Here is a 26722-nt window from a genome sequence, read left to right as displayed (position 1 = left end):
TTCTTTCCGTTCATTCAGGGGGAATGTAAGACTGTCAAATGACACGGGTCATTTGATGTGAGGCAGAGGTAAAATATGGACGGTTTTATTCAGCCCCATGCTTTCCTGTTTGCCATATAAGTGCTTTTTCGAAAGCAATATTGTTCATCCACGAAGAGTAGATATTATGGCTATTGATATGTTTCTGAAGGTCGAGGGTGTTACGGGCGAATCTAAAGATTCTAACCACACCGGCTGGACTGATATTACCTCCTTCTCCTGGGGCGCTTCCCAGCCAGGTAATATGAGCGTTGGCGGTGGCGGCGGTGCCGGTAAAGTTAACTTTAACGACCTGCACGTTAACGCGCTGATCGACAAATCCACCACCGCTATCCTGAAACACTGCGCCAGCGGTAAACACCTGACCAAAGTTGAGCTGTCCGTTTGTAAAGCGGGCGGCCAGCAGGTGGAATACTCCCGCATCACGCTGGAAGATGTGCTGGTGACCTCTGTTCAGTACACCGGTGCTGACAACGGCGATACCGTTGGTGTGACCTATGCATTCCAGGCTGCGAAAGTGAAACAGCAGTACTGGGAGCAGACCACGTCTGGTGGTAAGGGTGCTGAAAGCAGCGCTGGCTGGAACATCAAAGAAAACAAAGAAGCGTAATTGCGTATGTGGCCGGGGAGTTTTCCCCGGTCATTATCAACCGGGAAGGAAGATAGCATGGCAAGTTTGCAGGAAGGAGGCGCCCGTCCTCTCACCATTGGCGAAATAGCACTGGCGCGCTCGGTTTTTGGTGACGCAATAAAGTATTCAGAAGTTAAAGTCCATAATAAAAGCTATTTGCCGTTTAATATGCAGTCGACAGATGTCGCGATGACCCCCAATGGTGAGCTCTATTTTCGCGAGCCGCATTATCGGGATGACTTCTCAATAGAGGTTCCGCGATATAAACACTGGTTTATTCACGAAATGGTGCATGTATTGCAGCATCAGATTGGAATGAATGTTCGAACCCGAGGTGCATTCAGTTGGGCAGCAAGTTATAATTATTCTCTGCCCCCCGATAAAAAACTATCGGACTTTGGTATGGAGCAGCAGGCTTCTATCATTTCAGATTTTTATTATTTGATAAATTACGGTCTGGGTGATTTCCGGAACATTGCTGGGTTTGAGGGAATAATCGGCCCCGACCTGAAGGATAAATACCTGCAGGTATTATCGTTGTTTATTCAAAATCCTAAAGACCGGCGGGTATGGTTATGAAACAGTTACTCAGTGTTGTAGCAATCGCATTAACGGTGAGTGCCTGCGTATCTCATCCTGCACAATATCAGTCGCTTTCGGTTACGCTAAAGAACAACGAACCCTGCTTTGCTATTCCCGCTAACTCCGGGTTAGACGCGCCTGTCACCAGCCATTCGCCCACCATAATGAAACGCGCGGGAAATGAATGGAAAGCGGTATCGCCGCCGTCAACGTTTAGCCCTGAAGTGACGTTAACGACCCAACAGTGTCACCAGTGGCAGGGGATTGCGTGGCAAGCCGGAGAATATGATGTTGCTCTGAAGGTGTCAGGGAAAAACGATTCTATTCGCTATGCGGCCCGCTTCACCTTACAAGAAGGTCCCTCAGGCCAGTTTAAGCTTACGCAGACTGAATAGAATGTGTTAACCCCAAACGCCGCCGTTCTCGCCCCGAGAGCGGCAGCGTTTGAGCGCTAATCATACCAGCAGGAATACGCCATGCGATTCACGATTATTTCTACGAAACCCGGTCATCAGCCGCCGCAAAGCAGCTGTGATTTTTACGCCCCGGGCGGCACCATTGGGCGCGGTACGGATAACAATCTGGTATTGCCGGACAATGACCGCACCATCTCTCGTCTGCAGGCCATTGTTCACGTTGACGCTCAGGGCGAATGCCGCGTCACCAACCGTGGCAGCGTCACCCGCGTAGTATTAAATGACATTCCGCTGGAGCGAGGGCGTCAGGTTGAGCTGCAGGATGGCGACATTCTCGGTATTGATGACTACCGTATCGAAGTGACCGAACTGATCCACGATACCCAGCCCGTGAGCCGCATGGCGGCCAGCCTGCACCAGCAGGCGCGTCCGACCGTGGCTCCTGCGCCTGCGCAGCAGCCGAAACCGGCGAGTGCCGCACCCCGTGGAAAAGCCGAGCCGACCGCCGTGCCAACGGAGATCTGGGATAGCCTGATGCAGGAGTTTTCCATCTCCGACAGCATCTCCAGCAACCGTACAAAACCGCAGCCTGCGGCATCGCACGATCCGTTCTCCCAGCCTGCAGCCCCGGAGCGTAACGCCGAAGATCCGCTGGCGATGTTCAACGACAGCGATCCCACGCTCGAACGTAAGCATGTCGATCCGGACTCGCTGTTCAGCGACGAAGCGCTGTTTAAAAAAGAGAGCATTTTTGACGACGTTACGCCTTCCACGCTGGTGCCACCAGTTGAGACCCAGCCAGCCCCGAACGAAGAGGCGACGGATGAGCTCGATCCGCTGGCCCTGTTTGGCGGTAAGTCCAGCGCGCCAGCCGCGCGTAATGACGACCCGCTCGGGCTGATGGGCGGCGCGCCGTTAACCCATCCGGATGACGTGATTAACGAGAAGCCAGCCCCCGTGCCGGAACCTGAGCAGGAAGAGGACGCGCTGGCCGATTCTCCCCTGTTCGCCCCTGAGCCGCAGGAAGAACCGCGTGCTGAAGAGGAACCCGCGCGACCGGATTACGCTGGCTTCACCATGCCGACGCCACAGGCCGTTGCGCGCAGCAGCGCTCAGGCACCGAAGGGCCGCCTGCGCATCGATCCGGTGAATAACGCCGCCGCCCCAACCGCCACGGCAAACAGCGGTGAGAAGGGCGAAGTGCTGCAGGGCGAGCTGCTGGAGGCGCTGCTGGAGGGGATGGGGCTCAGCGAAATGCAGCCCGTTCCGCAGTTTGACCGTGAAAATATGCGTCAGCTGGGGCAGATCCTCGGCATGTTCTCTCAGGGGACCGTGGCGCTGCTCTCCTCGCGCTCCATTCTCAAGCGCGGCGTAAAAGCCGACATGACCATGGTGCTGGACGATGCCAACAACCCGTTCAAGCTGTTGCCGACCGGCAAAACCGTGTTAATCCAGATGTTCGGCACCCCGATGCCGGGCTTTATGCCGCCGACCAAATCCGTGCGCGATGCGCTGATCGATCTGCAGGCGCACCAGCTTGGTATGATCTCCGGCATCCGCGCCATTATTGCCGCGATGCTGCAGTCCTTTAACCCGGAGCAGCTGGAAGAGCAGGCGAAGCAGAACGGCATGACCTCGCGTCTGGCGCTGCCGGGCAGCCGCAAAGCCGCCCTGTGGGACTACTTTGTTCGCAGCTATGGCGAGACGGCGGGCGAGATTGAGGACGACTTCCACACCCTGTTCGGCGAGGCCTTCCTTCATGCGTATGACATGGAGGTGAATCAGTACAAAGACTCACAGAGCGGATCGGAAGACAAATGAATATCGCAACGGCTTCTCTCTCCCGCCAGGGGACGCGCGCCAGCAACCAGGATCAGACGGGAGAAACCATTGGGGAACGTTCAGCCTGCTTTGTCGTCTGCGACGGCATCGCGGGGCTGCCGGGCGGCGAAGTGGCCGCCGCGCTGGCCCGCAACAGCATTATCTCCCGCTTTGATGGCGACAAACATCTTAATGCGCAGCATATTCGCGACTACGTGCAGACGGCGAATCGCACTATTCTCAGCGAACAGCAGGCCGTTCAGGACTATCGCCGGATGGGCACGACGCTGGTTAGCCTGTTCATTGACCGTGATTACGGGCTGGCCTACTGGGCCCATGCCGGAGACAGCCGCCTGTACCTGTTCCGCCGGGGATGGCTGTGGCATGTGACCACCGACCACAGCCTGGTGCAGCAGATGAAAGATGCCGGGCATCAGACCGACAACCTGAACAGCAATCTGCTCTATCTGGCGCTGGGAATTGAAAACGGCGGGCCGGAAGCGAGCTACAGCGACGTGGTGCAGGTTGAAGACGGCGATGCCTTTTTACTCTGCACCGACGGGTTCTGGCACGGCGTCAGCGAAGAGCAAATGAAGCAGTCGCTGCATATGGTGAATACGCCGCAGGAGTGGCTGACCTTAATGAACCAAATCATTCAAAAGAATGGCGAGCAGGAGGGGAATGCCCAGGATAACTATACTGCCCTGGCGGTATGGATGGGCAACCCTCAGGACACCACTTTGCTGCACACTCTCTCTGACGCAGCACAATTTCTTCCCTGCGGAACTGATTAGACACACAAGGAACGATATGAAACTTTGGCTATCGGGTTTGGCACTTCTGGCGGCGACCTCTACCGCGCAGGCTGAAAATTTCCGCATCGTGCAGTCTCCTGCGCAGAAGCTGGATATCTGGATCGACAACATCAAAGACAACACGCCGCAGAGCTGGTGTAAGCCTGAGGTGGCGCTACGCATTGTGGCGAACGGCAAGAAAGACGTCTCCGTGCTGGAGAACTTTGTGCCGCGTCTTGGCGCGCTGCTGGAACACCAGTGCAGCAAAGTCAATAAACTCAGCTGGACGCTCAACGATCCGGCGGGTACCACGCTGGCGCAGGGCGCGGCTGGCAAAGCGCAGGACTGGGCGCTGGTGGTGAAACAGGAGCAGGCCGCGCCTGCTGCGACCGTCACCGCCACCCCAGCCAGCGGCGCGTTACTGCCGCCCGATCAGAACGTGGCTTCCCGCACCGTTGCCGCCGACCGTACGCCGTGGCAGGAGTTTACCCTGCAGGACGGCTGCCACCTGCGCACCTTCTGGGAAGGGGGCGCCTCTGCACCGGCGCTCTTCATTCCGGATTCTGACACCACCCGCTGCGGCAACGGCAGCTGGCTGAGCGGACACACCGTTGTGTCGCAGTCCCGCAACGGCGGGCAGAAAGAGATGGCGGTAACGTATATTCATGGCTTCCCGGTAACCGGGCTGAATCAGAGCGCCGACCCGGAAAACGCGCTGATCACCTCCGTCAACAAAGAGCGCATGGTATTCAGCACCCCAAACAGCGACCAGAGCTGGATGATCCTGCCTTACGACAGCGCCCTGAACAGCTGGAAGAGCAACGGCACCGTCGCGGTGGAGATCTCCCGTGAAACCGCCAGCGACGATGCAAAGCTGCAGGCGCGTATCGCCGCGGTGAAAAAAACCTGGAGCGCCTGGGTGGCACCCGGCACCCCGCTGAATATCGTGCTGATTGACACCCTGCGTCCTCAGCTGCGCGATCCGGCAGTCGGCGCATGGCGCGCGGCAAATTAAGGAATGGCGATGAATACGCTCTATCAACACCTGGCGGGTGAGTCGCTCAATGACGCGCTCGCGCGTCTGGAAGCAGAAATCAAAGCCCGTCCGGCGGATGCCGACCTCCGCGCCGCGTTCGTGCAGTTTTTAACCCTTAGCGGCAACTGGACGCGTGCCCTGACCCAGCTGAAAAGCTGGCTGGCGCTGAAGCCGCAGGCGAAACCCACCGTCACGCTGCTGGAGCAGTCCATTCAGGGCGAGCTGCAGCGCGCGCAGGTGATGGCGGGACAGGCGCGTCCGGCCATGCCTGAAACCCAGTGGCCGTGGCTAACCACCCTTGCGGCGGCGCTGAGCGAGGAGGGCGAGCGCGCGCAGGCGCTGCGTCTGGAAGCCCTTGAGCAGGCGCAGGCCACCCCCGGCCAGATTACCCTCGAAAACGAGGAGACGCAGGCCTTTGACTGGCTGATGGACGGCGATGCCCGTCTCGGCCCGGTGTGCGAAACCATCGTCAACGGGCGCTATTTCTGGCTGCCGTTTAACGCTATCGCGGAGATCCGTTTCCAGGCGCCTGCCAGCGTGACCGACCTGGTCTGGCGTCACGCGCTGGTGCGCCTGACGGACGGGACGGAGCAGGTGTGCCAGATCCCGGCGCGTTACCCGTTTGCCGCCGATGCTTCTGACGCGGTTAAACTCGGGCGGACCACCGACTGGCACCCGCTCGATACTGACGGCACGCTCTATGAAGGCCAGGGCCAGAAGGCCTGGCTGAGCGAGCAAAGCGAAAGCCCGCTGCTGTCCTTAAGCCTCGTGACGTTTGCGACGGATGGAGCCGATGAGTAATCCCGCTGGCGAAGGCGATCTGCTGCGCAGCGGCTGGCAAGCCCGCAGCAGGCAGGAGAAGGTGGGGGCGCGCGACAAAATGCAGCCCTCGCTGCTCGATCGCCTCACTGATAACGACCCGGAAAAAAAGCGTGAGTCGGCCAACAGCAATCTGATCACCCACGCCGCCCTGCGCCGCAATGTGCTGCGCGATTTGCAGTGGCTGTTTAATACCATCAACCACGATGCCTCCGGCGATTTAAGCGCGCTACCGCACGTGAGCCGCTCGGTGGTTAACTTCGGCGTCGCGCCCCTGGCCGGGAAAAGAATGTCGGACATCGAATGGCACGACATTCAGCGCAAGCTCACCGAGGCTATCATCAATTTTGAACCACGCATTTTGCCGCAGGGGCTGCAGGTCCGCTGCGTGTCGGATACCTCCTCGCTGGATCTGCACAACGTGCTCTCCATCGAGATCAAAGGGCGTTTATGGTGCGTGCCGTACCCGCTGGAGTTTCTGTTTCGCACCGATGTCGATCTGGAAAACGGCCATTTTGAACTGAAAGATGCGGGGTAATCATGGAAAGTAAACTGCTCGAATACTACAACCGTGAGCTGGCCTACCTGCGCGAAATGGGGGCCGAGTTTGCCGAACGCTACCCGAAAGTCGCCGGACGGCTGGGCATGCGCGGCATCGACGTGGCGGACCCGTATACCGAACGTCTGATGGAAGGGTTCGCCTTCCTGACCTCCCGCGTGCAGATGAAAATGGACGCGGAGTTTCCGCGCTTCTCCCAGCGTCTGCTGGAGATGATTGCGCCGAACTATCTTGCGCCCACGCCGTCGATGGCGATTGCGGAGATTCAGCCCGACAGCAGCCGGGGCGACCTGAGCAAGGGCTTCATCGTGCCGCGCGGCACCATGATGGACAGCCTGGCGCTGAAAAAAACCGGCGTGACCTGCAGCTATACCACGGCGCACGAGGTCAACCTGCTGCCGCTGAAAATCGACAAGGTTGAGCTGGGCGGAGTTCCCGCCGATTTGCCCCTCGCACAGCTGGGTCTGAGCCAGCGGGGGATCGGCAGCGCCCTGCGGATCCGCATCGCCTGCGACGGCCCGCAACATCTCGGGCACCTGGACTTCGACCGTCTGGAATTTTTCCTCGCCGGTCCGGATATCGAGGCGCTGAAGCTGCTGGAGCTGGTGATGGAGCACCACGCCGGGATCGTCTGTCAGACGGTCAGCCCGCAGCCGCAGCGACAGCTGCTGGCGACGGACGCGCTGCGCCAGGAGGGATTTGAGCCTGACCAGGCGCTGCTGCCGGACGATCTGCGCAACTTTGACGGCTATCGCCTGCTGCAGGAGTATTTCGCGTTTCCGGCCCGTTTCCGCTTCATTAGCCTCAGCGGCCTGAGCACGCTGATCCAGCGCTGTGAAGAAGAAAAAGCCTTCGACATCTTCATCCTGCTGGATAAGTCGGATGAACAGCTGGAGCGCGTGGTCGATGCCAGCCATCTGGCGCTGCACTGCACCCCGGTCATCAACCTGTTCCCGAAAGTTGCGGCGCGGCAGAAGCTGAATGACGGTCAGCATGAATACCATCTGGTGGTCGATAACATTCGTCCGCTGGATTATGAAATCTACGCGGTGAAAAAAATCTATGGCAGCGCGGACGGCCAGCGTGATGACCAGACGTTTCGTCCGTTCTGGAGCACCTGGAGCGGCGATGCGGGCAACTACGGGGCCTATTTCTCCCTGCGACGCGAGCAGCGCGTGCTGTCCGAGCACGCCCTGCGCTACGGCACCCGTACCGGCTATATCGGCTCGGAGGTCTTCGTCTCGCTGGTGGATGAACAGCACGCGCCGTGGCAGGAAAACCTGCGCTATATCTCTGCGGAGGTGCTCTGCACCAGCCGTGACCTGCCGCTGATGCTGCAGCAGGAGCTCGGGGAGTTCATTATGGCGGACTCCATGCCGGTGAAATCCCTCACCCTGCGTAAAGGGCCGACGCCGCCGCGTCCGGCGCTGGCGGAAGGGTTCAGCACCTGGCGGCTTATCAGCCAGCTGCAGATGAACTACCTCAGCCTGATGGACAGTGACAATGAGGAGGGGGCTGCCGCGTTGCGCCAGCTGTTAGGGCTGTACGCCAACCTGGCCGAAACGCCCGTGGCGCGTCAGGTGGAGGGCGTTCGCCACTGCGTGCTGGAGCCGGTTCACCGCCGCGTGCCTGAACCCGGCCCGGTGGTGTTCGCCCGCGGGATCGGCATTACCCTGACGGTGGATGAGCGAGCCTTTTCGGGGGCCAGTCCGTGGCTCTTTGGCAGCGTGATGGAGCGCCTCTTTGCCCGTCTGGTCTCTATCAACAGCTTCACCGAGTTCACCCTGAAAAGTCAGCAGCGCGGCGAGATTGGCTACTGGGCGCCGCGCATGGGTAAAAGGGCGCTGATATGAGTGACGCCGCCACTGCACCGCTGCGCGTGCATCGCCTGACGAAGCTGCCGGACGCGTTCTGGCACGGCGTCCGCGAGACGCCCTGGCGCTACGATCTGTTTCAGCTGTTAAGGCGCATTGATGCCCAGGGCGGCGAGCGCTATCCGCTGGGCCGCGCGCCGCTGCCAAAATTTGAACCGCTGCGCATCGGCCAGCAGCCGTCGATGAGTTTTGCTCCGTCGACGCTGGCCAGGGTGCGTCAGCGGGAAGAGAGCGGGCTGCATGAGGTGTCTATCCTCAGCTTCGGCCTGTTTGGCCCGAACGGCCCGCTGCCTGTCCACATGACCGAGTACGCCCGCGAGCGTATTTATCATCATCAGGACACCAGCCTGAGCGCGTTTGCCGATCTGTTCCACCATCGTCTGGCGCTGCTGTTTTACCGCGCCTGGGCGGATGCGCAGCCCACCGTCTCGCTGGACCGCGCCGATAACAAGCGCTTTGAGGGCTATCTGGCGTCGCTGATTGGGATGGGCCAGCCGGGTCAGATGGACAACGGCAGCCTGAGCGCGCACGCGCGCTTTACCCACGCCGGGCACCTGACCCGTCATGGGCGGGATCCGGAGGGGCTGGAGAAGATCCTGCGCAGCTATTTTAAGGCGCCGGTCAAACTGGTCAGCAACGTGCCGCAGTGGATGCCGCTCTCCACGCGCGAGCAAGCGCAGCTGGGAGCAGGACGCCGCATGCCGCGCATGGGTGAATCCGCCTTTCTCGGCGTCGCCGTCCGCGACGTGCAGCATAAGTTTCGCATCGAGATTGGCCCGCTGAGCGCGGAGGAGTACAACCGCTTTCTGCCGGGTGAAGCGTGGGTCACCGAGCTGCGCGACTGGGTGCGTCAGTACGCCGGCGTGGAGTTTGAATGGGAAACGCGGGTGATCCTGCGCGCAGACGCGGTGCAGGGCGCCACGCTCGGCAGTCATGCGCGATTAGGCTATAACACCTGGCTGGGCCTTCAGCCGCAGCCTGTCCCGCGCGGCGATCTGGTGTATCGCGCAGAGCGGTAATCCTTCCGTATACCGAATCATTGTTAATGGAAACTAACATGTCAGAAATTAGCCGTGCCGTGCTTTTCGGCAAACTGGATACGCTGTTATTTACCTCTCTGGAAAGCGCCACTGCGTTCTGCAAGCTGCGCGGCAACCCCTATGTTGAGCTGGTGCACTGGCTACATCAGCTGATGCAGCAGCAGGATGGCGATCTGCAGCAGGTCATCCGCCACTTTGCCCTTGATGAACAGCAGCTGACGCGCGATATCGTTGCCGCGCTGGATGTGCTCCCGCGCGGGGCGAGTTCCGTTTCCGATCTCTCCGAGCATATCGACAGCGCCGTGGAGCGCGCCTGGGTCTTCGGCTCGCTGAAGTTTGGCGTCAGCCGCATTCGCGGCGGCCATTTGCTGATCGGCATGCTGAAAACCTGGAATCTGGCTAACGTGCTGAAAAGCATTTCGGCGCAGTTTACCCGCCTTAACGTCGAGGTATTGATTGAGCAGTTCGATACCATCTGCGCCAACAGTAAAGAAACACAGCAGGCCGCTGCAGCCGTCGACGCACCGGCGGGTGCGGTACCGGCTGCACAGGGGACGCTGGCCCAGTACGGTCAGGACCTGACCGCCCGCGCCCGCGACGGGAAGATTGACCCGGTTGTCGGGCGCGACGAGGAGATCCGCCAGATGGTCGATATCCTGATGCGCCGTCGTCAGAACAACCCGCTGCTGACCGGGGAGGCCGGAGTCGGGAAAACGGCGGTGGTGGAAGGGCTGGCGCTGCGTATCGCCGACGGCGACGTGCCGGAGCCGCTGCAGAACATTCAGCTGTGGCTGCTGGATATCGGTATGCTGCAGGCCGGTGCAGGCATGAAAGGCGAGTTTGAAGCCCGTCTGCAGGCGCTCATTAACGAAGTCCAGTCCAGCGCCACGCCGATCATTTTGTTTATCGATGAGATCCACACCCTGATTGGCGCAGGCGGCCAGCAGGGGACCGGCGATGCGGCGAACCTGCTGAAGCCAGCCCTGGCGCGCGGCCAGCTGCGCACCATCGGCGCCACCACCTGGGCAGAATACAAAAAGTACATTGAGAAAGATCCGGCGCTGACCCGTCGTTTCCAGACGGTGCAGGTTCACGAGCCGGACGAAGCGAAAGCCATTCTGATGCTGCGCAGCACCGTGTCACCGCTGGAGACGCACCACCAGGTGTTGCTGCTCGACGAAGCGGTCAGCGCGGCGGTGAAGCTGTCCCACCGCTACATCCCGGCGCGTCAGCTGCCGGACAAAGCCGTTGCGCTGCTCGATACCGCCTGCGCCCGCGTCGCGGTCAGCCAGAGCGCGCCGCCTGCGCAGCTGGAAGACTGCCTGCGCCACCTTGCCGCGCTGGACGTGGAAATTGAGATCGCAGAACGCGAAGCGCGCGTGGGGGCCGGTGATGCCGAGCGCGTCACGGCATTACGCGACGAACGCGACGCGTATGAGACAAAACGCGAAGCCCTGGCCCGGCGCTGGGAAGAAGAGCGCAGCCTGGTGCAGGAGATTATCCGCCTGCGCGCCGCGCTGTTCGCGGCGGGCGAAGAAGATACCGCCGAGCTGCGCGGCCAGCTGGCGGAACAGCAGCAGGCGCTGAACGCCTTACAGGGAGACGAGCCGCTGCTGTTTGCCGCGGTGGATGAAAACGTGGTCGCCGCGGTCGTCTCTGACTGGACCGGGATCCCGCTGGGCCGGATGGTGAAAAACGAGATCGACGCGGTACTCAACCTTGCCGACACGCTGAACCAGCGCGTTATCGGCCAGCGTCACGGTCTGGACCTGATTGCCCGCCGCGTGAAAACCTCCCGGGCGAAGCTCGACGACCCGAACAAGCCGGTGGGCGTCTTTATGCTGTGCGGTCCGTCCGGCGTCGGTAAAACCGAAACCGCGCTGGCGCTCGCCGAATCTCTGTACGGCGGCGAGCAGAACGTCATCACCATCAACATGAGCGAGTTCCAGGAAGCGCACACCGTCTCCACCTTAAAAGGTGCGCCTCCGGGGTACGTAGGGTATGGTGAAGGCGGCGTGTTAACCGAGGCCGTGCGCCGCCGTCCTTACAGCGTGGTGCTGCTGGACGAAATTGAAAAAGCGCACCCGGACGTCCACGAGATCTTTTTCCAGGTGTTTGATAAAGGCTGGATGGAAGACGGCGAGGGGCGCCACATCGATTTCCGCAATACCATTATTATTCTGACGTCCAACGTCGGCACCGAGCTGATTAGCGCCATGTGCGCCGATCCGGACCTGATGCCGGAGCCTGAGGCGTTAAGCGGCGCGCTGCGCCAGCCGCTGCTGGAGGTCTTCCCGCCCGCGCTGCTGGGTCGCCTGCTGGTGGTGCCGTACTACCCGCTCAGCGACGAGATGCTGGGGCAGATTGTTCGCCTGCAGCTCAAGCGCATTCAGCGTCGTCTGGAGGAGAATCACAGCATTATTTCTGAGTTTGACGACAGCGTGGTGGAACAGATTGTTCAGCGCTGCACCGAGGTGGAGTCCGGCGGCCGCATGGTGGATGCTATTCTGACCAACACCCTGCTGCCCCAGATGAGCCAGATCTTACTTACCGCCAGCCGCAGCGACGAGCAGTACCGACGTCTGCACGTCACCTGCGAGCAGGGCGAGTTTCACTGTCAGTTTGCCGCGTAATAATCATCAAGAGAACTGTAAAAGATGACGGATAATGATAACAATCGGACTGTCCCAAACGCGCTCCCGGTCGGGTACCGCTTCAACGAGTTTGAAATCAAAGAGGTGATCGGCGGCGGCGGTTTTGGCATTGTCTATCGCGCGTGGGATCACCAGCTCGAACGCACTATCGCTATCAAAGAATTTATGCCTTCCTCGCTCGCCGTACGCGGCGACGACATGACCCTGGTGCTGCGCAGCGAGCGCTTTGGCAAAGCGTTTTCCGCAGGCCTGAACAGCTTTATCCAGGAAGCCCGTCTGCTGGCGCGCTTTAACCACCCGAACCTGCTGCACGTTCTGCGCTTCTGGGTGCAAAACGACACGGCCTACATGGGGACGCTGTTTTACAGCGGCACCACGCTTTCGCGCCTGCGCGAGGAAAAGCCGGAGCTGATCAACGAGGCCTGGATCCGCCGCACGCTGCCGATGCTGTTCGGTGCGATCAAGACCATCCACGACGAAGGCTATCTGCACCGAGACATCTCGCTGGATAACATCCAGATCCAGGATAACGGCCTGCCGGTGCTGCTCGATTTCGGCTCCGCGCGCCGCACCATCGGTAACCTTTCCGACGAAACGGAAACCATGCTGCGCCCGGGCTTTGCGCCGATTGAGCAGTACACCGACGACAACGAAAGCGAGCAGGGCCCGTGGACGGACATTTACGCCCTCGGCGCCGTGCTGCGTACCCTGATTGTGGGTTCTCCGCCGCCGGTCAGCGTGGTGCGCTCGATTCAGGATACCTGCAAACCGCTGGTGGAAATCATGCCGCAGGGCTATTCCATTCCGCTGCTGCAGGCCATTGACCGCGCGCTGGCGCTGCACATGGAGGACCGTCCACAGTCCATCGATGAGTTCGCCGCGCTGATAGAGATGCCGGTCGCCGGGATTAACGACGTGCTGACGGCGAAAAAGCCCGGCACGATGCTGGTACCGGTGGAGGAGGAACAGCCGGCGTCGCTGCTCGACTGGCGTCGCTACAGGATCCCGGGCATGGTTGCCGCAGGCGTGCTGGTCGGCGTTGTCGCTGGCGCGATGCTGTTCAGCAGCGGCAAAGATGCGCCAGAGCAGGCTGCGCAGGCACCGGCAGAGACGCGTCCAACCGAAACCGCCGCGAACGCCCCAGACGTGAAGCCAGAAACGGCGAAGGTGAGCGAACCGGCGACGGCACAGCAGACGCCACCGCCTGCCGCGAGCCCTGTTGCGTTGGTCTATATCCGCATCCTCGACGGCGAAACGCTGAAAGTAAACGGCGAGCCAAAAGCGCTGCGTCCGGGAACCAACGGCTATGCATCGCTCAAGCTGCCGGCCGGTGAGGCGAAGATTGAACTGCAGGGCAACGGAAGAACGCGTGGCCAGACGCTGGATATTACCAAGCCGGGCACCTGGCTGGTGAATCCGTAGAATGACGCTCAGTTACTGATGCGAACCTCTTTTCTGAATCGCATAAGCTAGATGGAATAAAGATTATGCTCAACCGAATTACCGTTCAGCTCCCGGTGGAGGGGCTTCTGTTCTGGAAACTGACGGGCCGCGAGGCGATGTCCGAGTCGTTCGCGCTGACGCTGACCGTGCTCGGCACGGACGCGCGCATTGACCGCAGTAAGCTGCTGGGCCAGCCGGTCACCGTGACCATCCCGACGCAGAGCCTGCTGACGTCCCGCTATATTAACGGCAAGATTACCCGCGTGGCGGTCAGCGCCGTTGAGCTGACGGGCACCCGCTATGCGGTGTACCAGCTGACGGTGGAGCCGGACCTGTGGCCGATGAAGCGCGACCGTAACCTGCGTATTTTCCAGGGTCAGACGGTGCCGCAGATTGTGAAAACCCTGCTGGGTGAGCATCAGGTCAACGTTGAGGACAAACTCACCGGCAGCTACCGGGTGTGGGACTACTGCGTGCAGTATCAGGAGTCGAGCCTGGACTTCATCAGCCGCCTGATGGAGCTGGAGGGGATTGCGTATCACTTCCGCCATGAGGCGGACAAGCACACCCTGGTGCTGACCGACGCCGCCACGCAGTACCAGCCGTTCAGCGGCTATGAGGTCATTCCATACCACCAGACGCCGTCAGGCGGCAGTACGGATGAAGAGGGCATCAGCCAGTGGGCGTTGGAGGACAGCGTGACGCCGGGGATTTACAGCCTCGATGACTATGACTTCCGCAAGCCGAACGCGTGGCTGTTCCAGGCCCAGCAGAACCCGGCGTCGCCGAAGCCGGGCAGCATCGACGTGTACGACTGGCCGGGTCGCTTTGTGGACAAGGGGCACGGGGAGTTTTATGCCCGCATCCGTCAGGAGCGCTGGCAGGTGGAGCATCAGCAGATTCAGGCCACCGCGACGGCGGCGGGGATTGCGCCCGGTCACACCTTCACCTTAACCAACGCGCCGTTCTTCAGCGACAACGGGGAGTATCTGGTCACTGCCGCAGGTTACCACCTCGAAGAGAACCGCTATGCCAGCGGCGAGGGGGAGACCATTCACCGGACCGATTTCACGGTCATTCCTGCGTCGGTGGCCTTCCGTCCGGCGCAGACCACGGCGTGGCCGCGCACCTACGGCCCGCAGACGGCGAAAGTGGTGGGGCCGAAGGGCGAGAGTATCTGGACGGACAAATACGGTCGCGTGAAGGTGAAGTTCCACTGGGACCGCCTGGCGAAAGGCGATGACACCAGCTCCTGCTGGGTGCGCGTGTCGAGCGCGTGGGCGGGCCAGGGCTACGGCGGGGTGCAGATCCCGCGCGTGGGCGATGAGGTGGTGGTGGACTTTATCAACGGCGACCCGGACCGGCCGATTATTACCGGCCGCGTGTACAACGACGCGAGCATGCCGCCGTGGGCGCTGCCGGCTGCGGCAACGCAGATGGGCTTTATGAGCCGCACGAAAGACGGTTCCGTGGACAACGCCAACGCCCTGCGGTTTGAGGACAAGGCGGGTGCAGAGCAGGTATGGATCCAGGCCGAGCGCAACATGGACACCAGCGTTAAAAATGATGAAACGCACAGCGTTGGCGGAGCGCGCAGCCATTACGTGAAGAAAAACGAACTGCATCGCGTGGAAGCGAATCAGACCCAGGCCGTGAAAGGTGGCACCGAGATCCTGACGGGGAAAGGTAAGCTGGATGCGGCGGTGGAGCAGTACGTTATCGCTTCCGGGACGAAGCTGCGGCTGGTCTCTGGTGAGAGCGCCATTGAACTCAACGCGAACGGCAAGATTAACCTGATCGGCAAAGAGTTTAACTTCTTCGTGGAAGGGGATGGGTATATCACCACGGGCGGTAAGCTGCATCTGAACACGTCGGGAACCAAGCCGGGCACGACGGCGCCGGGATCGGGGCATAAAGGGGATATTGATGCGGCGGTGCAGGCGTATTTCTCTCCAGATCAGGCTAAAAAATCTGCCGGCGCGGGAGTTGCCGGAGGAGCAGGTAAAACGGCACCAGCGCAAAACAATTCAGCTGCATCAACTGGCACAGACAAAACCAGTGAATATGATTATTCGTTGCAGGACATGGTGGATAAGCAAAAGAATTTAAAGGCTAAACCTCAAAAGTGGACGCGACGAGGTTTTGTTAACGCCTCTGAAGATGATATTAAGAAATATGCAAACCCCGATAACTACAATACCGGAACTGATAAATATCAGTTCCTTGATCTCTCATCTTCATCAGGTGTTTCTGAAACTGATATGGCTTCCTTCTTGAAAGGGAAAGGCGTACTTGAAGGTCAAGAAAAAACATATCTTGATGCAGCAAAGAAATACAATGTCAGTGAAGTTTACCTGGCCTCGCATTCAGCTCTCGAAACAGGTAACGGAGCGAGTGAACTGGCAAAAGGTGTCGAGGTCAACGGTGTAAAAGTTTATAATATGTACGGTATTGGCGCTTTAGATGGCAATGCCGTTAAAACAGGTTCCAATTACGCATATAAAATGGGATGGACTTCACCAGAAAAAGCGATAGATGGTGGTGCGAAATGGATTTCCGAAAAATACATTAATAATGCGGATTATGCCCAAAACAATCTTTATAAGATGCGATGGAACCCAGCTTCGCCAGGAACGCATCAGTATGCAACTGATGTCAACTGGGCTGTAGCCCAAACATCAAATATGAAGAAAATGTTTGATAATTTCCCTGGAGCAAACCTATCATATGATATTCCCAAGTTTAAGTAATGGATTAACTTATGAGTAAGAAAATTCTGAGTGTTTTCTGTTCTGTTCTGGTGTTCTGCAGTTTGAACAGTTATGCGGCGACTGCTCAAATCAATAAAGAAGTTGAAAATTCATCACATAATCTTTTAGCAAATCCCGATTTTTCTGTACAAATAAACAATCAATCTGTCGCGTTGGGCGACAGATGGACTAATGACGTTGCACGTAAAGTTGAGTTACCGGTTGAAGGCCATTTTGTCGGAGAGGTTCCTTTTGACGGAACAAATTATAAATTCTTTCAGCATCAAAAGTCTGGGTTAGAAATATTCAGTTCCAATCTTTGGTGGGATAAAGCCGAGAGAAGCGTTGATGATTATATTGTGTCGCAGATTACGCTAACTGCTGCGGATGGCAAAACAGTTCGCGGGATCCATATTGGTTCAACAATAAATGAACTTAATAAAGCTTATGGTGGTGGCCAGGTCGAAAATGATTCCGGAGAGCAGTGGGTTTCCTATGAATTGGGTAAGAAATTACTCTCTTTTGAGGTAAAAGACAGTAAGGTTGTAAAAATAACAATGAATTACGATAATGGTTCTTCAGAGTGATTTATGACCAAAAAATATTTAGCAGTCGTATTGTTCACTGCTTTATTGGCAGGCGTCGTTGAAACGTCAACCGCGCTTGAATTATCGCAATACAATAAGCTCAATACGGTAAGTCGCATCGTTAATGATAGCGAAGTGACAGACATTCTCAGGAAAACGCTGGGAAATCATTACCAGGCCTTTATTGATAACTTTGATGTCTTCGGTGAACCGCATACCACTCCAGGTGGAGGATTGTTTGTTGAGGGCTGGCTAAAGGATCTCTACCAGGAAAATGCCTCAGCGCTGGTTATCAATCCTGACGGCAAAATCTTCGCGGCCTGGGTGGTTCCAGAATCAAACGTTATCCATTACCAGTCATCTGATAATAGTCAGCCGATTAATGCCGATATTCAGCAATGGGCCGCCAGGTTCAATACGATGCAGTTTGCAGCGAACAGCCAATCGAGACCTGCGTTTGACGGGTTTTGGGCAGGCGGGGTTGGCAACGACTCGACGTTAACCCTGCAGTTAGCTGAATCAGGCAACCGTATCACCGGGTCTTATTGCTATATCTCCCGGAGAGGAAACCGCATCGACTGCCCGGAAGATGATGAGCTAAATCTTAGCGGTACGATCGCGGGAAACCGTGCGAACGTTGAGTTCAACTCATCGTTTGGCGGCGCAGGCGGACGGGCTGTTCTGGAAATAAAGGGGAGTGAGATGGAATGGCGTTTAGTTACTCCTCCTCAAAAAGGAAATGATTATGCTCCGCAGCGTTATACGTTACGTAAAGCCGCTTCGGTTCAAAACGCTGAAACCAGAAAACTGGACACCGAAAGGTTCGCTATTTCTCTTATAAATAAGTGCGGTCATTTTGATAGCGAATGTGATCAGATGGTCTATCTCGGCGTGCGCAAAAGCGATAACAGTACGATCTCCTTAAGGGGAAAAACGTTGCACGACTCCGCAGGTAAAATAATCGGCTCAACCTACAAGAATGGCGAGATCGCTTATACCGTGACGTATGCACCCGTGAAATTGGTTGTCAGCAAAGGCAGCCATGTTTTAGTCGAACAATCAGGTCAATGGCGTAAATAATAAAACAGCCAGCCAAAGGGCCAACATGGATTGGCCTTTTTGTTTCTCTCAATATTAATCATCCCGAGTTCACTTATGAAATACACCCTCCAGGAAGGTTCATTTTCCCTTTTTCCTGCTGCCTGGCAGGATAACAGCATGAACATCATTCGCGATGACGAAAGCGGGCTGTCCGTGGTGGTCAGCCGCGGCGTGATTCCCGATGGCAGCGACTACGAACAAGAGTTTCACCGCCAGTGGGATGTGTTACGTCCTCAGATGGGTGAGATCGCCCAGAGCGAATTCCGGAACGTAAACGCCGGGCCTGACGGAAAAATTAACGGGCTGGAAGTTGAGACCACGTTTGACCGTAACGGACAGCGCCTGTGGCAAAAACAGCTGGCCGTGCAGACGCCGGGCAAACCGGTATTGATGATTTTTACCCTCTCGGCATTAAGAGCCTTTACCGAAGAGGACGAGGTGCGCTGGAGCGCGCTTAAGCAGAGTCTGACGCTAAACGACAACCGGAATGTGTAAGGCATGAGCGATAACAACGCGGCCCGTAAGGGCGACGAGATTATTCACTCCAGCATTTTTGCTGATATCACCAGCATTGTGGCGGAAGGTGCCGCCTATGCGGTGATCGGTGCGGCAGTGGGGCTGGCGGCTACGGCCGCCGCGCCACTCCTCGGTGCCGGAGCCGCCGCAGCGGGCGTGGCGGCGATTGGGTCCAGCTGTCTGTTAAGCGGGATTATCGGTGGCGTGCTGGCGAACGTGGCGGGGATCACCGACGATATCAGCAACGCCGCGGAAGGGTTAGGCAATGCGCTTTTCCCGCCGTCGCCTGCGGGTAAAATCACCACCGGTTCGAACAACGTACTGACCAATGCAATCCCTGCCGCGCGCGCGGCAGGCACGCTCACGCCCGCCGATACACCGTCCCCTGAGCCGCAGTCGCCGGGCAGCTTTGCCGATTACGCGGGCATGCTGCTTTCCGCCGCCGGACAGTTTGGCAGCGAAATGTGGCAGCCGAGCGTGGCCTCAGCCGCCGCGGGAACCTCGCCGCTGGAAGAGGACAAGGTGGCGTGTGAAAAGCACTCCGGGCCGCAGTATCTGGCGGAAGGCTCCAAAAGCGTCTTTATCAACGGGCAGCCCGCGGTGCGTGCGAAAGATCGCACCACCTGCGAAGGCACCGTTTCCGACGACGTCTCCCCGAACGTGATCATCGGCGGGGACACGCTCACGGTCCGTGATATCAAAAGCGGTAAAACGCCGGGTCTGGCGCTGGGGATGATTGCGCTCTCCCTGCTGCGCGGGCGCCCGGGCAAGATCCTCAAAAACATGCCCTGCGCGCTGGCAGCGGCTGGCGGTGGGATGCTGGCCGATATGGCGGTGAATGCCGTGTTTGGCTCCTCGCACCCGGTTCACGCCGCCACCGGCGTGAAGGTGCTGAACGACGACGATGAGCTCGACTTCTCGCTGCCGGGGCGCTTCCCGCTTCGCTGGCAGCGCAGCTACAACAGCCTGACCACCCGCGAAGGGCTGTTTGGTCTGGGCTGGGCAACGACTTTTGACAGCTATCTGACGCTGGAAGATAACAATGCGACCTGGTTCGACGAAACCGGGCGCGAGCTGAGCTTTGAGCTGCCGCCGGTCGACCGCGCGTTTTACAGCATCAGCGAAGGCATCATTATCCGCCGCAATGAGAATGGCGACGTGGCGATTGCCGACGATGACGGCGCGGTGTGGCGTCTGTATAAACCGACCCGCGCGAATCCCTCCATCCTGCGTCTGGCCTCCCTCAGCGACGAATACGACAACGCGTTGCTGACGGAGTGGGACGAGCACGGCAGGCTGGTTGGTATCCATGATGAGCCGCGGGCCATCGACGTCACCCTGCGCTATGACGATGAACGTTTCCCGCTGCGCGTGACCGCAGCCAGCCATTTCGACGGCAACCAAACCTGGCCGCTGATGCAGTGGTGCTACGATGCGCGCGGCCAGCTGGCGAGCGCGACGGACGCCTCCGGCGTGGTGACGCGTGAATACCGTTACAACGACCACGGCCTGATGGTCTGGCACCGGATGCCGGGCGGGCTGGAGAGCGAATACCGCTGGCAAAAATTCGACCACTGGCGCGTGGTGGAAAACCGCACCAGCACCGGCGACGGCTGCCGCTTTAGCTATGATTTAGCCGCCGGGCTGACGACCGTCGAGCACTACGATGGTCAGACGCGCCGCCACTACTGGAACGCGCAGAATCTGATTGTCCGCTACGTTGACGAGCGCGGTGAAAACTGGCGCTACGAGTGGGATGATAACGAGCTTCTGACGCGTCGCATCGATCCGCTCGGCAACGCCGTCACCTTCGTCTACGACGAGATGGGCAACCGGGTGCAGGAGACCGATGCCGACGGCAATACACGCACCACCACCTGGCTGGAGCACCGCGCGCTTCCCGCGGCCATTATCGAAGCCGACGGCAGCGCCACCCGGTTCTGGTACGACGAACATCACGGGCTGAAGCGCGTGGTGGACCCGATGGGGCAGACGACGCAGTTACGCCGGGACGCGTTCGGCCAGGTCGTTGAAGAGGTCGATGCCGCAGGCAACAGCCGCTACCAGGAGTACAACGAGGCCGGGCAGATTGTCCGTTCGACGGACTGTTCCGGGCGTATTACCCGCTATCGCTATCATCCGCTGGGCTGGCTGGTGGCTGAGACTGGCGCCGACGGTGAAGAGACGCGCTACCGCTACGACGCCGCAGGGCGTCCGGTGCAGCTCGATCGCCCGGAAGGCTGGACGGAATCGCTCAAATGGAACGAACGTGGCCTGCCGGTGAAACATGCGGGCGCCGACGGGAAAGAAAGTGAGTTCAGATACGACGAGGCGGGGCGCTTAACCGCCACCCGAAATACGCAGGGTGAAGAGGTGCGCCGCAGCTGGGACAGCCGCGGGCGTCTGATTGCCCTGGAAAACGAGAACGGCGAAGCGTATCAGTTCCGCTGGGGGCCAGACTCGCTGCTGCTGGAAGAGGTGGGGCTTGATGGCGTGGCCTCGCAGTATCGCTATGATGCCTGCGGGCGCACGATTGCGCGCACCTTTGCCGCCGGTCATCCGGAGGCTATCACCCACGCCTTCGCCTGGAGCGCGAGCGGCCAGCTGGTCGCCCGCACCACGCCGGAAGGGCAGACCCGCTACCATTACACGCCGTCCGGGCTATTAAGCCGGATTGGGCTGCATCCGGCGCTTTCAGCCGACGCGTGGACCACCGAGGCAGAGCAGGAGCTTGCCTTTGAGTATGACGCGCTCGGTCGCGTGACGCGCGAAGCGGGCGAGCACGGTGAGCTGGCATGGGAGTATGACGCGCTGGGCAACCGCACCTCCGTCACGCTGCCCGATGGCCGCGAGCTGAAACAGTTCTACTACGGCAGCGGGCATCTGCTCAGCATTGCCCTCGATAAGCTGTCGGTCTCCGACTTTACCCGCGACGAGCTTCACCGCGAGACCAGCCGCACGCAGGGGCTGCTGACCACCCGCAGCGAATACGACCGCCTCGGCCGACTGCACCGCCGGGACGTCTTTACCGGCAATGCCCAGCGCCCGTCGCCGCGCCGCTGGTCCCGCCGCTGGGATTATGACTACCGCAATAACCTGGTGCGCGAAGAGCGGGACGATAACCCGTTCAGCTGGTACCGCTGGCAGTACGACAGCGCCGGGCGCCTGCTCGTTCAGGACGGCACGCTGCCTGGCCAGGAGCAGTGGCGCTGGGATGCTGCCGGTAACCCGCTTGAAGGCTCTGCTGAGAAGGTCACGCACAACCGCCTGACGCAGCTGAACGGCATTCGCTGGCGCTATGACATCCACGGCCGTACCGTGGAGAAGGATAACGGCCAGACCCGCTGGCACTACCGCTATGACGGCGAGCATCGCCTGACAGAGGTCATCAGCCAGCCAAGGGACCGCAACAGGCCGCAGACGCAGGTCAGCTTCCGCTACGATCCGCTCGGTCGCCGCATCAGCAAAACGCGACGCCAGATGCTGGGCGGACAGCCAACCGGCAAGCCGGTCACCACCCGGTTTGTCTGGGAAGGGTTCCGCCTGCTGCAGGAGGTGCACGGGGATGTGCCGCTCACCTACGTCTACAGCGATCAGGACAGCTACGATCCGCTGGCGCGTATTGACGGTGTTGATGCCCCGGAGATTTTCTGGTTCCACTGCCAGCCGAACGGCACGCCGGAGCGGATGACGGATATCGAAGGGCAGGTGCGCTGGGAAGGGGTGAACAGCGCCTGGGGCAAGCTGCTGCGGGAAAGCGAGACGCAGATATCAGGATATTCTCAGAACCTGCGCATGCAGGGGCAATACCTGGACCGTGAGACAGGGCTGCACTACAATCTGTTCCGGTATTACGACCCGGACTGCGGAAGGTTTACGCAGCAGGACCCGATAGGGCTGGCGGGGGGGATAAACCTTTACCAGTATGCGCCGAATGCGCTGGGATGGGTGGATCCGTGGGGGTTGACTCCTAAAACATTAATTCACTACACGACTGAAGAAGGGATGAAAGGTATCACGGAAAGTGGTGTAATAAGACCTTCATCAGGAGATATACACGCCCGATTCGGGGATGGTCAATACTTCACTAATATCAGACCTGAAATGATTGGCGGACGAACACTTAAAGATGTTGGCGGAACTGGAAAAATGTCTCTGGGTCAATTAGCAGCTGATATATATGGTGATGCGAGGAAATTAAAAGGCATAAGCCATTTTGTCGAAATAGATGTTACTGGCTTAGATGTAATTGAACCCCGGAAAAATACATTTTTGATCTTAAACACAAAAGATCTCGATGTCTCTAAAAGAATTGTTAAAAGTGGGAGGAGTTGTGGTTGAGGTGAAAAAATATTATAAAGGAAATGTGGATTTTATTGCAGGTGAAGGGATCATTCTCAATGAATTTATAGGAGATGTAACCACTCGACAAATAAATATTATAGATGGTGAATATTATGCTTCTTCCTCTTTGCTGGACAAAAATGATAAAGTAGGTTTTCTATTATATGATGGTAAAAAAAGCGACTTGGACTTAAGTGACGCTGAAGAAATTTCAAATGAGGAATTTGAAACTTTCTGGCAAACATCAACGAGTTCATTGCAAGAAAAAAAGCGAATAAAGTACTTATCTGGAGATGCTGTGGAACCTTTGAAAAAATCCACAGTTATTGCTCATATTGTGAATAATAAAGGGAAATGGGGTAAAGGTTTTGTTCTGTCCCTTTCAAATAAATACCCGGCTGCAAAGAAACATTATCTCAGTAGCTTCAAAGAAAATAACTTCCCTGAATTAGGAATGGTTGATTTCGTCATAGTTGATGCTCAAGAGCAAATATTTATTGCTAATATGTATGCGCAGGATGGAATAAAGAAAAATATAAATGACAGAAAACAATACGTATCATATGCATCCCTGGAAGTTTGTCTTGAAAAATTATCTGACTTTGCTTTAGTTAATCGCCTTTCAGTACAAATGCCAAGGATAGGAGCAGGCCTTGGTGGAGGTGATTGGAATGTTATAGAGACATTAATACAAAAAAAGATTTGCTATAAGATGATTGATTGCAGTGTAATAACTTTATAATATGAAATTTAGGAGTCTATTTATTAGATTTGATTGTTGCTTAGGGGAAGGTCTTTTATTTAAAGGGGCAAGGGCTTTAGTATGCAAATATCTATAACATATACTATTGAACAAGGAACGAGTTTCACGACAACCAAAAATACGCCGAGGCTTTAGAGCAATACCAAAATGCCTGGCAAGCTCTTCCTGAGCCAAAGTTCGAATCTGAATTTGCCAACTGGATCTCTGCCTGCATGTACAGCGCATATTTTGATCTCGCGGATTACGCTGAGGCAAAGAAATGGGGAGAGACGACATTACGGACACGTGGATCGGATATAGACACTGCACCCTTAATCGATCTCGGCATGGTCTGTTATGAGTTGAATCAATTCGAGGAAGCGTATAAATATTTTAACGATGCTTATAACTACGGCAAAGAGCGTGCATTTCAGGATAGACCTAAAAAATATCTTGAGTTCTATCTAAGCAAGAGGGCTTAAGTTCGTTAACTTAAAAAAATCCACGCCAAGGCGTGGATTTTTTTCATTCAAAACAAATCAGACGTTAAACAGGAAGTTCATCACATCGCCATCTTTAACGATGTAATCTTTCCCTTCTGCACGCATCTTGCCTGCTTCTTTCGCGCCTTGCTCACCCTTGTAGGTGATGAAGTCTTCAAACGCGATAGTCTGCGCACGAATAAAGCCTTTCTCGAAGTCGGTATGGATCTTACCGGCCGCCTGAGGCGCAGTCGCACCCACAGGAATCGTCCAGGCACGCACTTCCTTCACGCCAGCGGTGAAGTAGGTCTGCAGGTTCAGCAGCTCATAGCCCGCGCGGATCACACGGTTCAGGCCCGGCTCTTCCAGACCCAGCTCGGCCATGAACTCTTCACGGTCGGCGTCGTCCAGCTCGGCGATGTCGGATTCAACGGCAGCACACACGGCAACAACCACAGAACCTTCCGCCGCAGCGATTTCACGCACTTTGTCGAGGTACGGGTTGTTCTCGAAACCGTCTTCGTTAACGTTGGCGATGTACATGGTTGGCTTCAGGGTCAGGAAGCTCAGGTATTTGATCGCCGCTTTGTCTTCGTCAGTCAGGTTTTTCAGCGCGCGCAGCATGCCGGCGTTTTCCAGCTGTGGCAGACATTTTTCCAGCGCAGCCAGTTCCGCTTTCGCGTCCTTGTCGCCGCCTTTGGCTTTCTTCTGCACGCGGTGAATTGCACGTTCGCAGGTGTCGAGGTCAGAGAGCGCCAGCTCGGTGTTGATGACGTCGATGTCGTCAGCCGGATCCACTTTGTTGTTGACGTGGATGATGTTGTCGTTCTCGAAGCAGCGTACAACGTGGCCGATCGCTTCGGTTTCACGGATGTTGGTCAGGAACTGGTTACCCAGGCCTTCACCTTTGGATGCGCCTTTTACCAGGCCCGCGATGTCCACGAACTCCATGGTGGTCGGCAGAATACGCTGCGGCTTCACGATTTCCGCGAGCTGGTCCAGGCGCGGGTCAGGCATTGGCACCACGCCAGTGTTAGGTTCGATGGTACAGAACGGGAAGTTCGCCGCTTCGATACCCGCTTTGGTAAGCGCGTTAAACAGGGTGGATTTGCCCACGTTTGGCAGACCGACGATACCGCATTTGAATCCCATTTCTAAATCACCTTAATATCTTGATAATCAATCCGTTAACGATAACCGATTGATGAAAAGTAAATAACTACGCCTATTATACACGTAACCCGCATCACGCGCGGTAAAAAAGCCGTACTGGATGGATTATTGCGCTTTGAAAGCGTGTAAGCGGTTTGTCGCTTTGGTTAAGCCGTCTTGCAGCCAGATTTCCGTGCAGCGCGCCGCTTCGTCTACCGCCTCATCAATCAGTTTCTGCTCAGAAACCGGTGGCTTACCGAGCACGAAACCGACAACTTTGTTTTTATCGCCCGGATGGCCGATTCCCACGCGCAAACGGTGGAAATTCGGGTTATTACCCAGCTTGCTGATGATGTCTTTAAGACCGTTGTGGCCGCCGTGCCCGCCGCCCAGCTTGAATTTTGCCACGCCAGGGGGAAGATCCAGCTCATCGTGGGCGACCAGAATTTCATCCGGATTGATGCGATAAAACGTTGCCATCGCTGCCACGGCTTTACCACTCAGATTCATAAACGTGGTGGGGACCAGCAGGCGAACATCCGCGCCAGCAAGGTTGATACGTGAGGTATACCCGAAGAATTTAGGTTCTTCACGCAGGGGAGCACGTAACCGCTCGGCCAGCAGATCGACGTACCATGCCCCGGCATTGTGGCGGGTAGCCGCATATTCTGCGCCCGGGTTGGCGAGGCCGACAATTAGTTTAATCGTCACGATTCAATTCCTAATGGGTTCCAGATCTGGCGCGTAGTTTACTGTCTGGCGCGCCGCTTGACAAAATTCTGCGATCGTCGCAGCGAAATACGAATAATTACTTACCTGAACAATTAGAATTTCAAGCTGTTCAACGTGTTATTTGTAAACTTTTGTGTGGGCGTTATCTGTAATTGTGATCATTCACGCAACTCATAAAAGGAGCGTTGTCTATACTTTACACACAAGGATTAGGGGCTTTTCCCCTGACAACCCAAAGTTCCGGAGGTGACACATGAAACGCAAAAACGCTTCGCTACTCGGTAACGTGCTGATGGGTTTGGGGCTGTTTGTGATGGTCGTCGGCGTAGGTTATTCCATATTAAACCAGCTGCCGCAGCTTGATCTTCCGCAATACTTCGCGCATGGCGCGGTACTGAGCATCTTCCTCGGTGCGGTATTGTGGCTCGCCGGGGCGCGCGTGAGCGGACATGAGGAAGTCTGCGATAAATACTGGTGGGTGCGCCACTACGATAAACGCTGCCGTCGAGATCAGCATAAGCACAGCTAGTGCCATGACGAAAGAATACCGAAACGACTCCCTGGGAGTCGTTTTTTTTTTTGCATCGAGGGTTGACCCTCACGTAACG

General features: G+C 57.2%; 21 protein-coding genes. 19 read left to right on the top strand and 2 right to left on the bottom strand.

From position 1 onward, the window contains the following. Positions 1–166 precede the first annotated feature (166 nt). From BFV67_RS12850 to BFV67_RS12765, 18 genes are all read left to right on the top strand, one after another. A complete protein-coding gene (locus tag BFV67_RS12850; protein ID WP_008502640.1) occupies positions 167–649 on the top strand; it encodes an Hcp family type VI secretion system effector in 483 nt (160 codons plus the stop codon). 57 nt (positions 650–706) lie between these two features. Continuing rightward, entirely contained in the window at positions 707–1249 is a 543-nt protein-coding gene (locus BFV67_RS12845) for a hypothetical protein (RefSeq protein ID WP_021240381.1), read from the top strand. Beyond that, entirely contained in the window at positions 1240–1647 is a 408-nt protein-coding gene (locus BFV67_RS12840; protein WP_031274939.1) for a putative T6SS immunity periplasmic lipoprotein, read from the top strand. The genes BFV67_RS12845 and BFV67_RS12840 overlap by 10 nt, the downstream gene beginning before the upstream one ends. Positions 1648–1728: 81 nt before the next feature. Then, a complete protein-coding gene (tagH, locus tag BFV67_RS12835) occupies positions 1729–3489 on the top strand; it encodes a type VI secretion system-associated FHA domain protein TagH (protein WP_063616079.1) in 1761 nt (586 codons plus the stop codon). Next, a complete protein-coding gene (locus BFV67_RS12830) occupies positions 3486–4283 on the top strand; it encodes a PP2C family protein-serine/threonine phosphatase (protein WP_008502637.1) in 798 nt (265 codons plus the stop codon). The genes tagH and BFV67_RS12830 overlap by 4 nt, the downstream gene beginning before the upstream one ends. Before the next feature lie 16 nt (positions 4284–4299). Next, the gene (locus BFV67_RS12825) at positions 4300–5298 is read left to right on the top strand and encodes a hypothetical protein (protein WP_069598469.1); all 999 of its coding nucleotides are present in this window, start codon (positions 4300–4302) and stop codon (positions 5296–5298) included. A 9-nt stretch (positions 5299–5307) separates the two neighbouring features. After that, positions 5308–6120 (top strand): type VI secretion system accessory protein TagJ, encoded by an 813-nt coding sequence (locus BFV67_RS12820; protein ID WP_008502635.1) that lies wholly within the window; start codon positions 5308–5310, stop codon positions 6118–6120. Then, positions 6113–6676 (top strand): type VI secretion system baseplate subunit TssE, encoded by a 564-nt coding sequence (gene tssE, locus BFV67_RS12815; protein WP_008502634.1) that lies wholly within the window; start codon positions 6113–6115, stop codon positions 6674–6676. The genes BFV67_RS12820 and tssE overlap by 8 nt, the downstream gene beginning before the upstream one ends. Before the next feature lie 2 nt (positions 6677–6678). After that, positions 6679–8550, top strand: a complete 1872-nt coding sequence (gene tssF / locus BFV67_RS12810) for a type VI secretion system baseplate subunit TssF (RefSeq protein ID WP_069598468.1) — start codon at positions 6679–6681, stop codon at positions 8548–8550. Then, a complete protein-coding gene (tssG, locus tag BFV67_RS12805; RefSeq protein WP_069598467.1) occupies positions 8547–9590 on the top strand; it encodes a type VI secretion system baseplate subunit TssG in 1044 nt (347 codons plus the stop codon). The genes tssF and tssG overlap by 4 nt, the downstream gene beginning before the upstream one ends. A 38-nt stretch (positions 9591–9628) precedes the next feature. After that, a complete protein-coding gene (gene tssH, locus BFV67_RS12800) occupies positions 9629–12244 on the top strand; it encodes a type VI secretion system ATPase TssH (RefSeq protein WP_069598466.1) in 2616 nt (871 codons plus the stop codon). Between the two features lie 24 nt (positions 12245–12268). After that, complete coding sequence (locus BFV67_RS12795; protein ID WP_045410456.1) at positions 12269–13687, top strand: serine/threonine protein kinase; 1419 nt, start codon at positions 12269–12271, stop codon at positions 13685–13687. A gap of 65 nt (positions 13688–13752) precedes the next feature. Further along, positions 13753–16458 (top strand): type VI secretion system tip protein TssI/VgrG, encoded by a 2706-nt coding sequence (gene tssI / locus BFV67_RS12790; protein ID WP_069598465.1) that lies wholly within the window; start codon positions 13753–13755, stop codon positions 16456–16458. A gap of 11 nt (positions 16459–16469) precedes the next feature. Next, entirely contained in the window at positions 16470–17045 is a 576-nt protein-coding gene (locus BFV67_RS12785; RefSeq protein WP_047747424.1) for a hypothetical protein, read from the top strand. Positions 17046–17048: 3 nt separating this feature from the next. Continuing rightward, the gene (locus tag BFV67_RS12780; RefSeq protein WP_069598464.1) at positions 17049–18125 is read left to right on the top strand and encodes a hypothetical protein; all 1077 of its coding nucleotides are present in this window, start codon (positions 17049–17051) and stop codon (positions 18123–18125) included. Between the two features lie 75 nt (positions 18126–18200). Continuing rightward, entirely contained in the window at positions 18201–18641 is a 441-nt protein-coding gene (locus tag BFV67_RS12775; protein ID WP_021240367.1) for a DcrB-related protein, read from the top strand. A 3-nt stretch (positions 18642–18644) separates the two neighbouring features. After that, positions 18645–23003, top strand: a complete 4359-nt coding sequence (locus tag BFV67_RS12770) for an RHS repeat-associated core domain-containing protein (protein WP_071965098.1) — start codon at positions 18645–18647, stop codon at positions 23001–23003. Further along, complete coding sequence (locus BFV67_RS12765) at positions 22960–23748, top strand: macro domain-containing protein (protein ID WP_063617948.1); 789 nt, start codon at positions 22960–22962, stop codon at positions 23746–23748. The genes BFV67_RS12770 and BFV67_RS12765 overlap by 44 nt, the downstream gene beginning before the upstream one ends. Before the next feature lie 539 nt (positions 23749–24287). Here the strand turns inward: BFV67_RS12765 and ychF are convergent. After that, complete coding sequence (gene ychF, locus BFV67_RS12755; RefSeq protein ID WP_003856650.1) at positions 24288–25382, bottom strand: redox-regulated ATPase YchF; 1095 nt, start codon at positions 25380–25382, stop codon at positions 24288–24290. A 126-nt stretch (positions 25383–25508) separates the two neighbouring features. Then, positions 25509–26093, bottom strand: a complete 585-nt coding sequence (pth, locus tag BFV67_RS12750; protein ID WP_008499504.1) for an aminoacyl-tRNA hydrolase — start codon at positions 26091–26093, stop codon at positions 25509–25511. A 274-nt stretch (positions 26094–26367) separates the two neighbouring features. Between pth and ychH the strand changes: the two genes are divergently transcribed. Next, complete coding sequence (gene ychH, locus BFV67_RS12745) at positions 26368–26643, top strand: stress-induced protein YchH (RefSeq protein WP_008499505.1); 276 nt, start codon at positions 26368–26370, stop codon at positions 26641–26643. Positions 26644–26722 lie beyond the last annotated feature (79 nt).

Source organism: Enterobacter roggenkampii, assembly GCF_001729805.1.
In the GTDB taxonomy this organism is placed as follows: domain Bacteria; phylum Pseudomonadota; class Gammaproteobacteria; order Enterobacterales; family Enterobacteriaceae; genus Enterobacter; species Enterobacter roggenkampii.
Note: the sequence above shows the minus strand (reverse complement) of the source record. Positions and strands in the feature narration are given on the sequence as shown.